The sequence below is a fragment of the Arthrobacter sp. BF1 genome, assembly GCF_056680215.1.
Genome location: NZ_CM155271.1, coordinates 1051020 through 1064986, shown reverse-complemented (window position 1 = coordinate 1064986; position 13967 = coordinate 1051020). Strand labels below are relative to the sequence as shown.

Below are 13967 nucleotides of genomic sequence, written 5' to 3'. Positions count from 1 at the left end.
ATCAAGCTCCCTTCGTCTTCAGCAGTTCCCGAATTTCGTCAACGTCAGTTCCCACCAGGGCCCAGCCTGCGGCCTCAAGTTCAGCGCGCCCGTCGTCGCCGTCCAGAACGACCGCGATCTGGTACTCAGGCCAAGCGATCGAGACCGGCAGGCCGTCAACCTCGAACCCAAGTTCCGGCAGTACACCGATGTCCGCATTGGCAATAGCCAGCAGAAGAGCCTTCTCGAACTCGGTGGCTTGCTCCAACAGCTCGTTCCAGGCGGGGCTGAGCCCGCCGGACATCTCCAGGCGGGCAGCTTCTTCGTCTACTGATCCACAGACACTCACGGTAGACATCACCGACCCGATCGTCAGACCGATGGGCTTGAACGCCAAGAGGTTGGAGAGCCGCAGCCACTCGCGCCATGATGCTTCGTGCGCGGGCGAGCCGAGAGCTTGGTCCCGGTCGTCCAGGCAAAGCCCGACGGCGATCGTGGACAGGCTCTTGGGAGATCCGGCCGCCGCAAACCCCAGGTTGCCCGAGCTATGCGTCCAGGCTGTGACGGTGCCAGCAGGGAGAGCAGGCTTGGTGCCCTGGGACAGCGCCGAAGCATGCGCGTACATCGCGTCGGCGTCGCCGGGCTCCGGCCGCTGCGCCATCAGCATCAGCGGCACCAGCTCCGAGAAGTTCGTCCAGGCCTCAGGATCCGGCCGGTTAACCCATTCCCAGAGCATTGTCATCGCGTCCCTGCCCAGCAGGTCCATAATGGCGGCGTTCACGGGGTAGTTGGCCATGAGCTGTGCGTTGAGCTTGGCATTTGCCCAGGCAGGCAGCGTAGTAGCGGCGTCACGGCCGGCTTCGAACGCTTCCACGTCCTGCCACGTCACTGCCCACGGCAATGCGGCCCCGGACAATTCCGAGCTGTGCCGGAGCTTGTCGCGCTTGGTAGCGTCGTCCGCGATTCTGTTGTGTTCCGGGGACGCGTGGAAAGTGAAACCGTCCGTGTAGATCGCCAGCACGGGGAAGTTCGGGTCCGGGGGTCCCTTGAGCAGGAAGTCGGGGCGGGTTCCGGCGACATCCACCTGCGGGATGAGCTGCCACCGAAACTGCTGCCCAGGGATCCGGAAGGTAATGGTGTCTGCAAGTGCCCCGGGGGTCACCTTCGTGTGTGCACCCACCGCCTTGAGCCGGTCCATCCAGGCCTTCCGGAATCGCTTTTCAAGCAGCGATTCAATCGAGGTTTCGGCGTCGGGCGCCTCTTCGGTGACCGTCCAGTCGGAGAACGACGGCGGGACGGCGTCGTCGTTGGCGGCCTCACCGGAGCGCAGCAGCAGGCCGAGCAGGCGTTCAGCGCTGGCCCGGGCCACCTTGTCCACCGTCCACGGGTCGGCGAAGGGAAGCAGGCAGTGGTGGCACGCCAGCCGCTCCTCGAAGCGGCAGCTGCAGTCGCGCACGGTTTGCCATGCGGCGTGCAGCAGCTCCCAGACGCGTTCGGGGTTGGCGAACTCTGCGAGGTATCCGGTGCCGCCGGGGACTTTGTCGTGCAGCATCAGGGCAACACGGTTTCCTCCATGTGCCGGATCGTTGATCCGTAGCACCCCAAGGTGGTCCGGAGCTCCGCCCAGGACTTTCTGAAGACCCAGCAGCAGCGCTGCCTGGAGGCTGGGGACGGAGAAATCGTCGCCGTAGGTCACGTCCAGGGGAAGGTGCAGCACCACGCCCTGGGTGTTCAATTCCCGGGCGAGCACCACTTCCCGGACGCTCTCCTGGGCTGCCTTGCGGTACTTGCACCAGAACCGGTGCTCGGTGGGCAGATTCTCCTTGGCGGACTGGTCCAGCTGGCCGCAGTAGGAGCACAGCCGGAACATGGGCGTCCGGACGTCGTCCCCGGCGATGGTCCGCACCCCGCCATTGGAGGCCGTCCGCCCGGTGTTGAGCCACCGGATGTCCACCCGGTTGATGTATTCGGCGCCGAAGTCGTAGCCCTCCACAAACCAGCGCTTCTGCAGGTGCTGCGGGTCGATGTCCGCCGCTGCCACAATCGTGAAGCGTTCCCGGACGCGGTTGTCGCGTCGGTCGTTGATCGCGGCCTCGTCCCGGCGCACTTCAGCGGAGACCTTCTTCATGACCACAACGTCCAAGACCTGGCCCATGTCCGCGATGGCCGAGGTGCCGCAGCGCAGACAGTTCTGCACGGCCGCAGCAGCGCCGAGGTCAGTCTTGATCCAGCCGCACTGCGGGCAGACCTGCCATTTTTGGATATGGCTTTGCTGGGGGCCCAGGTCCACTGCATCAATCAGGATTTCCATGCCCTGCGCGTAGAACGTAGCACCCGGCGCGAATTCGCTCAGCGCCACCGAAGCGCCACGGTTGTATGACACCGTGTCCGTGACGAACTCCTGCGTGTCCGCGTCCTTCCACGACAGCCCCACATCCAGGCTGACCGAGTCGTCCAGGAGCGTATAGTTCGGCAGCACACCGTAGGCCTCCAGGACCGAAATCCAGTACTGTCCACGGAGCTGCTTGAGCTGGTCCCGAATCATCTTGAGGGTGGCCTTGGCGGTCCGGACGGCCTGATGCGCGTCGGAGGTTTTGTCGTCCAGCCGTTCCGCCAGGGCAGCGGCCTCCTCCAGCTCGGGCAGGGCATTGCCCACCTCTTTGCGGCGGGTGTCCAGTTCGTCGACGTCGGCCTTCCACTCCCCTGCCGCCCGGATCAGGTGACGGGCGAGACCGCTGGGCTCGCCGTCGTCGTGCCGTGACGCCCACGCTGTCAGGCGGGCGGCGCTGTCCGGGGAAATCCGTCCGCCGAACTGTGCCAGGAACTCGATGAGATACCCGGTAGCATTCGCCGTGGCATCCTCGATCAGATCCCCGATGAACGATCCCGGTCCGACGCTCCCGAGTGCCTGGATGGCGTCAACCGGGTGGGGCCGGCCCACAACCCGGGCGAAGCGGTCCGCGACGTGGGCCACATACTGCCGTCCCAGGATTTCTTCGGCGTCCAGGTAAGTGGCGGGCGGCCGGACCTCCCCGTTGATGACGGAGAGCGGTTCGTGGAGTTTGGGCAGGTGTTCGCCGCGGCCCCGCACGAAGGCAAGGACGAGCGAGTTGCCGGTCAGTCGGCCGGCGCGGCCGACCCGTTGCAGGTAGGAGGCCACGGACGTGGGCAGCGAGGCCAGCATCACGCAGGACAGGTCACCGATGTCGATACCCATCTCCAGCGTGGGGGTGGCCACCAGGACGTTGGGAGCCTGCGGGTTGTCGGTGCCAGCCTTGAACTGCGTTTCGTAGAGAATCCTTGTTGCGTCGTCGAGCAGCGAGGTGTGTTCGCGGGCCACAACGCGCTTGCTTTCGCGTGAGGAGTATAGGTCGCGGTAGAAGTTGCGGGCGTCGGCGGCGTGCCGCTGCAAGGTTCCGCTGCAGCGGACCAGGGTGCAGGGGCCCCCGACCAGCTGGTCGATGACAGTCAGGCTCCCGGGGGTGATGGCCTGGCAGACCTTGCACTGGACAGTGTGTCGTCCTGCGGCCAGGTCCTCGGCGTCGGGGACGGAGAGCACGATCTTCTCCGGGTCGAGCCAATAGACATCGGCCCCGGAGTTCGTCTTCGAGCTGCCGAGGGTCCCGTCGTCGGCGAGTGCGGTGATGAGCGCCTTGGCCAGGTAGCCGCTGTCGGCGGGGGCGACGCCGAGGCAGCGGGCTGTCCAACGTGCGTACCACGAGGCCGAGGACGTAACACCGTCCAGGTTGTCGGTGGCCGCGGCGGCGCTGCCGATCCGGGGGAAGGCCGGCGCCGGCCGGCCGGAGGGGAACGCGGGCATACCTTCGCCCTTGGGCCGCCCGCCCCAGATCTGCCAGCGCTTGCCGTCGGTTGCGATGTAGCCTTTGAGCCATTCATGGTGGACGCCGCCCTGGAGGCGAACTCTCTCAACAGTGCCGCGGATCCACTGCAGCAGCTGCTGCTGCGTGGGTGCGGTCTCCCCGACCATGGTCTGGTGGAGGGCCGCGTCATAGGCTTTCCGGGCCACGGAGAGCATGCGGGTGGGGTTGCCGGCGTCGGTTTCGACGGCCAGGGAGCCGGTAAGTTCCAGCGTCCGGCCGGTCCGGGACTGGAGGCCAAGCTCCAGGAGGGCGTCGAACTGCAGGCGGCGTTTGGCGAAACGCCGGGCCCGGACACGTTCCGCCGGGGAGGCCTTCGGGTCCCAAAACGGGCGGAAGCTTTGCCGGTCCACAAATTCGGGGGCAATCAGCTGGTATCGCGCCCCCGGTGTGTCCGCGCAGCCAATCGCGGCGTCGACGAGTTCCGAAAGCGTGGCCGGCTGCTCGCCGAGGGCGCGGCGCAGGGCGGTACGGAGCGTCATGGTGTGGGAGCGAGACTGGACGTATCCGGCCCGGTGCGCGGCGTCCTGGACGCTGTCGGTGAAGACGAGGGCTTTCTTTTCCTCGTCGTTCAGGCCCTCGGCGCCGAACAGGTTGGAGATACTCACGGAGAGCATGGTGGCGATGGCGCTGCCCATGAAGGCGATGCCGTCCTTGGCCAGGCAGGACGGGCAGACGTCCTTTTTGGACTGGTCGTCCGCGTCCTGGCCGGTGAGCATCAGGACGGGAATAATCCGCCCTTCAGCGAGGTCGGCGCTGTCCGCTTTCGGTGGCATGGTGGAGAGGCCACGGTTGACGGTGTGGAGCCAGTGCAGGCCCTGCACCTGGTCAGAGCCGTCCTGGTGGAATTCGATGATGTCTGCCTCGGCAGCGGCCGAGATAAGGGTCCGGAAGCGCGGGTTGTTGGTGACGCGTGCTTCACGGATCTTGGAGTCGTCCAGCTCCAGGTCCAGGCCGGTGGGGGCCAGGACGGCGCCCCAGCCCGAGCGGCCGCAGTGCCGGCAATAGAGTGCCGGCAGGAACATGTCCTGGGACTGGTCCACCCCGTCGTCTGACCAGCGGAACTTCGGGGTCGTGTCGACGGCGGCGTCCACGCGGGACATCTCGCGGATCCACAGGTGCGTCTCCACGGTCAGGGCGGACCGGCCGTGGCGGGCGCGGATATGGCTGAGCAATGCGATGACGTGGGAGAGAAATTCTTCCGCGGCGTCCGGCCGCACTCGGGCGGCCAGCGAATGGGACGGGAAGATCGCGTTGGTCAGGTCCGAAAGTGCGACGGCGGTGCTGGCATGCGTCAGCAGGGCGGCGGTCAGCGGGTGGGTGCGCATCGCGTCCAGCAGGTCTGCGGGGCGTTCACCGAAGAGCGCCTTCAGGACGGGCCCGACGACGGCTTCCGGGCCACCGCCGGTCTCGCGCAGATCCGCGACGGCGTTGTTGGTGGTGGTGATGTCGAGGGCGACGGCGTGAAGGTCCCGACCCTGAATTGTTCCGCTGCCGGCCCCTGTCCAAGCCTCCTGGGTGAGGCGCGATTCGGTGACGACGGAGTCGTGTGGAAACACCTCGCCAAAGACAGTCTCTGCGAAGCGGAGCATCGCGTCCGGGTCGCCTTTGCCGCCCAGGGTTGCGGATGTGGCGACAGGAGTGGCCCGGCCGAGCGGTCGGGCACGGTCTTCCTCGCTCAGGCCGTGGGGACGATCCGTGAGGTCGTCCGGCCAGTAGCTCTTCAGCGTCAGACCGAGCCGGCGCAACAGCATGGCGACGTCCGTGCCCTGGGCACCGTCGTAGGTGTGGAATTCGTCCAGAACCACGTATTGAAGGCTGGTGGCAGACTTCTGCCAGAGCGGTGCGTCGGTGTGGCGGAGCAGGAGCATGTCCAGCATTTTGTAGTTGGTCAGCAGGATGTCCGGCGGGTCCTGGTGGAAGACATCGCGGTCATTGATCAGGCCGTCCCGGGCTACTTTGGTGCGGTTGGTGTCCTTCTGGCCGGTGTAAATGCCGGCGGTGACGCCGGACAGCTCGGCGTGGGTGGTCAGCAGCTCGGCAAGGCGTTTGGCCTGATCATTGGCGAGGGCGTTCATCGGGTAGAGAATGAGCGCCTTGATCCCGGTGATGCCGTCCCGTTTGGCGCGCAGCACGTGGTCCAGGATCGGGTAGAGGAACGCCTCCGTCTTACCGGAGCCGGTGCCGGTGGTGACCAGGGTAGGTTCCGGGCGACGGTCTGCCTCACTGGTGCCTTTGCTGCTAAGCCGTTGGAAGGCTTTGGCCTGGTGACCGTAGGGTTCGAAACCCTCGTACCAGTCCAGGCAGTCGCGCCAGCCAGGCTCGGCCGTTTCGAAGGGAAGCCGCAGCCGGACATAGGCCCCCTTGAAGAGCCCCTGGTCAGGATCCGCTAGGAAGTCCTTGATGGCGGACTGTGCGTTCCCGTCCGTCAGCGCGAACGTGGTGGCGAGGTAGTCGGACAGCCCGCGGCGCAGGTCCCCGGCCTGGGTGGTGGGCAGAAGCTCAGACATCAGAACTTCTCCTCCAGCATGCTAGATAAGTGCGCGTAGGCCTTCCGCATGTCTTCCTCGCGGTCGAAACTCTGGAACGGGAACTCGAAGACGTACTCGACGCTGCTCTGCGGGTGGGTCCAGGTTCGCTCTTCCAAGGTCAGGTTCTCGCCACCCTTGCGATAAAGCCGGTTCATGTCGCCGGGAACCTTACGACCATTGGCGTCGTATAGGTCATTCTGTTCGTAACCGAGGAGCACCGGGAACTGAGTTCGATAAATGGTGCAAAGATCGTCTATTCCGATTCCCCAGCAAATTGCGACGAGGACATCGATTTCTATTTCGAGGATCCGCCGTGGGAGTGCGAAACGTTCCCACGACTGTGGTGTCCAGCGGGCATCGAGACCCCACACGCCGGCTTCATATAACGCGTTCCACAAATCCTTGAAGGATTCTGCGCAGCACAACAGCCTCACCTCCCGATTGACAATTAGGCGCTGTAGCAGATCTGCCGCATTACCCAGCCGAGGAAAACTATCCACGGTCGAACCATTCAGATTGGCGGTGCCACTGACTTTCAACACAAAGTCCGCCGGCACTGAGGAGAATGTCGCAGCCAAGAGCAGGATGTCTTCTGCACTTAGATTCGGGCGTCCCGCAGCTTGGATGCTGCTAGTGTGCGTTGGGCCTGGCGGCAGCACCGTTGCATGCCATGCTCGCTTGCCTGTCAGCGAAATCATGCGCCGCCAAGCGACCCGATAAAACCCGCGCGGATCCGTTCGCACTCCTTGGACGTCCCATTTAGTGAATGCCGAATCGAATCGTTCGATGGACACTGAGCGCTGATAGCTCGTTCGAGGAATGAAAGATTGGGGCAGATTCTCTAAGTCAATTTCTGTCCAGTCGAGGTTGTTCTTCATAGTCGGATTGGGCTGTTTTGCAAGAGGGTTAGACACGGTGAAGTGTGGACCCTGTAGAACGGTGTCACGCCATGAGTCTGGAACCTGAGAGGCCACGCGCAAGAGCCCAGTCTTTTGTTCCTTGGTTTCGTCCCACCCAATTGAATACCGAAGGTCATGGTCGCGTACTCGTGGCGCATGGTTCAATTTCTCGAGGACACGCGAACTTGCACGGTTTACCGGGTACACCATTCTTGCATGGACGCCCGGAGTCCCTGGCTCGTCCAACAGATTGGCCCAGATCGACAGAACGGATTCGTCTACGTTGATGATGCGCTCCAAATGAGGCCGGGTATCCCATTTGCCCTCACCGTCTTTGAGACCCGGAACTTCCCCTGATCCATCATGGACCTCAGAGCGTGCGATAGTGTCCGGATGGTAAAGCGAGGCCGCCATCTTGAATCGTGGGGATTCGCGACGTGCACCGTAGACGTGCACACCGTAGCTCACCAGATGATGAATTTCGAAGAGCGAAAGTTCGTTGATGAACTGCCAATGTCTGCGGAGACGGCGGTAGGTCTCGGCCCGAAGATGCGCGGCTTTCTTTTCCGTGAAATGCGATTCGGGGTGAACAAGAGCAATAACGCCGATCCTCGATGCGGAGGCCCACGTCCTCTCCATGAAAGACCGATAGAGGTCCGGACGGAGGCCAGCCACGATCGGGTAAGACGTGGGTGACGTCAGAAATTCACGAACCGACACGATTCCGGCAGCCTGAGAACACATGAACTCAACCTGAGCGAGATCCGCCTTGGCTAAGCGCTGCTTTTCGGCCTTCTGCGCTTGCGGCTGTTTGTCGTTCAGCTGCCACCACGGATCAAACTCCGCATAGACGGCACTCTCGTCCCAGTCCGGTCGAACCCACGGCGGGTTGCCCACCTGAAGATCGAATCCTCCGCGTCCAAACACCGAGGCAAAATCCAATTCCCAGTGGAAAAAACCCTGGTCGGCAGCGATGTTCTCGCACACCTGCATCCAAGGGTGTTGCTTCTTGGCGATCTCGATGTCCGTTGCCAGGGCAAACTCAAGGTCGGCCCGTTCGGCGTCATTCAGTTCTTCCCAGGTCGACGCGGCACCAAAGGTCCGTTGCCCCGCCATCTTTGACTCTTTGCCTTGCAGGCCAAGGATCATTTCCAGCGCTGCCAGCCACTCGTCCAGTGTCGGCGGGGTCGCCCCGCCGGTCGCGCGCTCGGTCAGCGGCCAGAACCACAGTGCGTTCCAGGCGTCCATGACCCGGCGAAGGCGCTGGTAGGCGCCGTTCGGGTCGCTAAGACTTTCCTCAATCTGCTCGCGGGTCACCGCCTGGACGCGGGCGCCTGCATCACCAGGCCCAACAGCCGAGGGGAGTTTGCCGAAGTAGTCGATGTCCCGCCGAGCTTCCGACTCGGCGACCTGGAGCCGGCGTAGCGTCAACTTCCACAGCGACTCCGCCCGACGGCCGAGGCTCGTCATCCGGTCGATCTGCGTTTTGCTGGGCTTGGACTTGATCTTGGTGCGCCAGGCCTTGAGATCCTGCTGGGCCTGCCCTGCCAAGTCCTTGACTTCCTTGGCGTCGGCCGCAGCGCCCCAGCCGTCGGCAGGGAGCAGGAAGTGGTGGATACGGCCCACCACGTTTGGATCGTCTGTCTCGGCCGTCATGGCCTTGACGATCCCGGTCAGGGGTGCGTCCTGCGGGGCGCTCTTGAGCCATGACTTGTCATTTACCGACTGCCGCGAATACGTGGCCCGGCGGGCGCCGATCAGCGAATTGCCCCGGCGCAGGCGAAGTCCGAACCAGGGCGCCTGCAGGTCCTTCACCATGGTGTCGAGCCAGAGCGAGACTTCGGCGAGTTCCACCGCCGTCGAGTTCAGGTCCACGCCATGGACCTGGTGCAGGGCGATCTGAGCCTTGACCTTCTGGAGTTCCTGCGGGTATTCGTCCGCGGGGATCCTGACGTCCAGCTCGTCCTGCTTGCGTTTCAGGTACTCGTCAGCCAGCTGGCGAACAGCTTCCAGGGCGAACGCGCCGGACCCCAGGGCAGGCTCGCAGACCGTCAGCTTCAGGATGTCGTCGGCCGGGGTCTTTTCTTCGCTCTGGTCCAGGAGCTCTTCCAGCGCCTGGGACAGCACGAACTTTGTCAACACCTCCGGGGTGTAATAGGAGGCAGACTGCTGGCGTTCGCGGCCTGCGAGCCGGAAAACAAAAGAGCCTGCGGGGTGCAGTACCGGGCGCCGCTCCCCCGTCAGTTCGTCCTCTACCTTCACGAAGTGCTTAGGGTCGATAGACGCCGAACGGTCCACCGGGACCACCCAGGAACCCTTTTCCGGGTTGCCGTCCTTGGCCACCTCATGCAGGGGTTCAGCGGCGATGAATCCCGTGTAGGACATGAGACCCTCATAAACGGCCCCGAGCTGGTTAATGCCCAGCTCGGCGTACGAAATGAAACCGCGGTCCTTGCCCTTGGCTTCCTTGCTGAGCAAGAGGTGCCGAAGCACTTGCAGCAGCTTGGCGTTGCTGAGCCTGGTGTCGTTGATCAACGAAGTCGCGCCGTCGTGGAAGAGATCTGCCTTGAGAGGCTGAAAGACCAGGCCCTCGTTCTCCCCGGAGGCATCGTCAGAAGGGTCTGATCCTGAGGGAGCGTGGCCGTTGTCCACCAGGCGAAAGAGCTGCGCAAGGGATTCGTAAATGTGGGTGCCGTCTTGACCACTCTGGCTCAACGAATCGATGTCCACGAGCGTCAGTTCCCGCAGGCGGTCCAGGCCGTAGCCCTCGTTGTATTCGCCGGCACCGACCGGGAGGACGCCCATCTCCGGGGAGGCCTCAGCGTAGAGCAAAAAGAGTATCCGGTAGAGGAACCGCAGGGACTGGCGGGCCAGCACCTGACCGTCAATGTCCTCGACGCCCAGACCGGCGTCCCGGCGGCGGTCCAGGACATCGTTGGCAATGATTTCGATGGACCGGCGGATGCCTTCGCGCAGGTCCTGGGAGACGCCGACAGTGTGTTTGACCGAGGCCTCAAGCACGGCGTCCCACCAGATGGAGCCGTCCGGCGTCGGCATAAGTGAGTCGCGGCCGAAGATCGCCAGGAACCGGTCCGTCTCGGCGTTCTTCTTGGTGTCATTGCGGTCCGCGACCAGGAGCGCGTCCGCGGCCAGGTAGCGGCCCTCGGCCCAGCGTTCCCGTTCAGTGAGCACCAGCCAGCGCCCGGCCATGATCACTACAAATTTCGGGGCCTTGTCGGAAAGGTAGGCCTCTGACACCACCTTCGCCACGGCCAGCGCCGGGGACGGCTCTTTGCCGTCCACCAGAATCCGCCCGAGCGGCAGCACCGTGGACAGCACGTCTTCCAGCGCGTCCGCCGGGGCGGCCTCGACGAACAGGACCTCGGAGTTCCCCGTCGCCCACACGCCGGGGACGAGCGTTTCGGTGCCGCTGCGCTCGAAGGCGACGGACGCCGTCGTGCCCTTAAAGCCGAGGGCGCCGCGCACGAGTGCGTAGGCCTCAGACGCGCCCGCCGGGTCTTCCGAGAGCCCGGCGAGCAGGATCTGGAGGCGTCCGCGGACCTCGGCAAAGCGGGTCAGGGTGGTGGAGTGCCCTTCCTTGGCTGCCTCGTCCCAGTTCTTGCGGAGTTTGACGACCTCGGCCTGGAAGGACTCCTTGGCGGAGTCCGTGGTGAAGAAGTGTTCGCTAATCCAGTCTTCGCCTACAACGATTGAATCAAAGGACGGCATTACTGGTCAGCACCTTCCGGGACGGCGACAGGGGTTGCGCGGGGAACGACGATCAGGAGGGGTCGGACCAGGCGTTGGGCCGGGGTGAGCGACTCCGCGATGCGCTGCTCCTCGCTGACCCGCTCGCGTTGCTTTTTCACTTCCGCCCGCTGCGCGAAGTCGAAGGACAGCTGGGTCCAGCCCGTGGCCCGGTCATTCCAGGCCTGCAGCCGCTGGTTGGCAGAATTGGCAGCCGCTTCAAAGGTCAGCTGCATGGTCTGCCGGGCGCTCTCCACCGCTTGCGGCAGTAGGGTCTGCAGCCCGTTCACCGTGACGGGTCCGGGGTTGGTCGCCTTGGCGTCGACGCCGATGCTGCTCAGGTGCTCGCCCAGATCCTCGAGGGGTTCGGAAAGACAGAACGTCGGATTGGTGGGATCGGGGAAGTCCACCGCGATGAAGGCTTTCGAGACGACCTGCCCGCGGCGGTTCATCAACGTTCCCATGAGCAGGACCTGGGCGGCGTCGACGTCGCCGCGGACGACGAGGACTTCGCTGCGGGACATCGAGGACAGGGCCCGGTCGCTGGCCCAGTCCAGGACGGGGTGGAGCGGACCGAGGTAGTGAGCCTCGGGCCAGCTCATGTCATCAGATTCGCGGGCGCGGTTCAGTTCCCGGGTGCCGGCGTCGACTGTCGTGGCGAGTTTGAGTCGCTCGGTGACGCGCCGCTCCGACAAATAGTCCTGCGGGAGGTAGCCCAGGCGATGCTGGAGGTCAACGGGCGGGTTGAGCTCGGCGAGGCCGTGGCCGGCGTGGATGGTCCAGCCGAGGACCTTGTGCGGATCACCGAAGGCCTCGTTGAGGGCTTCGTCGAGGAAGTCCAGGTCCGTGGAGTAGAGACCGAGCGGTTTCTCCACCGGGACGGTCTCGGTTTCCCCGTCGTCCTGCAGGGCCTCGAAGTCGAGGAAGTCCCAGAGGTCGCCGGAGTCCGGATCGGCGTCGGGCTCTCCGACAACGTCCTCGAAGTTCTTCTTGCCGAGCAGGACGTCGCGGATGGCGTCTTCCTCTTGCTTGACGCTGTACTGCCCCATCAAGGAGGCGACGTCGTTGAGGACCGTGTGCGCCTCATACTCGCGTTCCATCAGACGCGTCAGCACCTTGATGTCGCCGGAGAAGCGGGTGTTGTGCGGGTTCAGGAGCAAGGTGGTGATCTGCGGTTTCTCCCGCTGGCCGAACCGGTCGATGCGGCCGTTCCGCTGTTCGATCCGGATCAGACTCCAGGGGATGTCGAAGTGGATCAGGTGATGGCATTCGGCATGCAGGTTAACGCCCTCGGACGCGACGTCGCCGGTGATCAGGACCCGCAGCGGGCTGTTGCCGCGCTTGAACTGGTCCACGATGCTTTGCTGCTCGACGTCGCTGAGGCCGCCGTGCAGGAGGCCAACGTTTTCCGGCTTGAGGCCGAGGGCCTTGGGCAGCGTCTCCTGCAGCCATTTGAGCGTGGCGACGCGCTCGGCGAAGACCACGGCCCGCATCGGGGAGCCCTTGCCGACGCCGATCGTCTTCAGGTAGCTGACAAGCTCGGTGTACTTGGCGGAGTCGCCGGTGTTGGCGGTCTCGGCTAGCTTGCTGAGCCGTTTGAGGGCTTCGGTTTCCTTGGCGTCGGAAGGGGAATCGGCGTCGAGCTTCCTGAGACGCTCGGTGACCGTTTCGAGAAGTGCGGCAGGGCTGGAGAGGAACGCCTTGGCAAGGATCCAGGAGAACAGCGCGCCGTTCTGCCCCGAATACGGTGTCGGCTTGCCTTCCGGGTAGAGCCAGACGTCGGAAAGCTCCTCGGCGATGGCGTTCTCCGCCGCGGAGGCGGAAACGAGCCTGTTGTCCGGTTGTTCCCGCTCGGCCCAGTCCGCGCCGACTTCCTGGGCGACCTCGGGACTGTGGCGGTGCCGACGGATGATGAGGTTTTCCACGTGCTTGGGGTCGAAGGTGCCGTCCGGGCGGACGGCGGTGGGGTCCAGCAGTCGCAGGATTTCCGCGAATGACTCGTTGCGTCCGTTGTGCGGGGTAGCTGAGGCCAGGATGAGGGCCTCGGTGTTCGGCGCGAGCACCCGGGCGAGCTCGTTATTCATGGCCTGGGTGTTGGTGACGTTGTGGGCCTCGTCAATGACCACCGCGTCCCAGTGCAGCTTGCCGAGCTGGGCCCGGTAGCGGGGGCTCTTGAGCGTATCCATAGAGATGATGGCGCGCTTGTAGTAGGTGAAGGGGTTGCGTGTGGCCGGGAGCTTCTGCCGGATCTTTTGGATGCCGGCGGAGTCGAGGCGGACGAACGGCAGAGCGAAGCGGCACCAGAGCTCGTGCTGCATCTGCTCCAGCACGTGGCGCGGGGTGACGATGAGGATGCGTTCGCCGCGGCCGCGTTTGACCAGCTCGCTGAGGATCATGCCGATCTCAAGGGTCTTGCCGAGGCCGACGGCGTCTGCGATCAGGATGCGCGGGCGGATGTTCTTGGTGTCCAGGGCCTTGGCGACGGCGATCTGCTGGTACTTGAGGTTCCGCGACAGCATGCGGGTGGAGACAGTCAGGTACTCCGCCGACTGGGGTGTCGGCGTCTTGCGGAGGGTGGTCTCCAGGAACAGACGGGCCCGGCGGTAGTTGGGGGTGCCATCGGCGACGACCTTGGACTTGGCGGGGTCGACAACTTCAATGGTGTCCAGCGCGGAGTAAAAGGCGGCCGTGGTGTCCCTGACGAGCTCGCTGAGGCCCTGGACCCTTATGAGGGTGCCGTCTACCGATTTCTCGACGCTCGTGACGAGCCAGTCCTCGTCACGGACACGGACCACCGAACCGGGTGCGACGTTGAGTTCCCGGTGTGTGGCTATAACTGTCAAGACCTACTCCTGTACTTCGTGGTTCCGCATTGTGACGGTCACCGTCACGGCGGCCGTCGACCCCTCCAAGCCATTATGTATGCCAATCTG

3 protein-coding genes are annotated in these 13967 nt (G+C 64.3%); all 3 read right to left on the bottom strand.

What is annotated here, in order from left to right:
• Position 1 precedes the first annotated feature (1 nt).
• From AC1MCD_RS05125 to AC1MCD_RS05115, 3 genes are read right to left on the bottom strand one after another with little or no spacing between them, the layout of a single operon-like run.
• Positions 2-6367 carry a DEAD/DEAH box helicase gene (locus AC1MCD_RS05125; RefSeq protein WP_498676461.1) on the bottom strand — a complete coding sequence of 2122 codons (6366 nt, stop codon included), beginning with the start codon at positions 6365-6367 and terminating at the stop codon, positions 2-4.
• On the bottom strand, positions 6367-11016 hold the full coding sequence (locus AC1MCD_RS05120; protein ID WP_498676459.1) for an Eco57I restriction-modification methylase domain-containing protein: 4650 nt from the start codon (positions 11014-11016) through the stop codon (positions 6367-6369). The genes AC1MCD_RS05125 and AC1MCD_RS05120 overlap by 1 nt, the downstream gene beginning before the upstream one ends.
• A complete protein-coding gene (locus tag AC1MCD_RS05115; RefSeq protein ID WP_498676457.1) occupies positions 11016-13877 on the bottom strand; it encodes a helicase-related protein in 2862 nt (953 codons plus the stop codon). The genes AC1MCD_RS05120 and AC1MCD_RS05115 overlap by 1 nt, the downstream gene beginning before the upstream one ends.
• Positions 13878-13967: the final 90 nt, after the last annotated feature.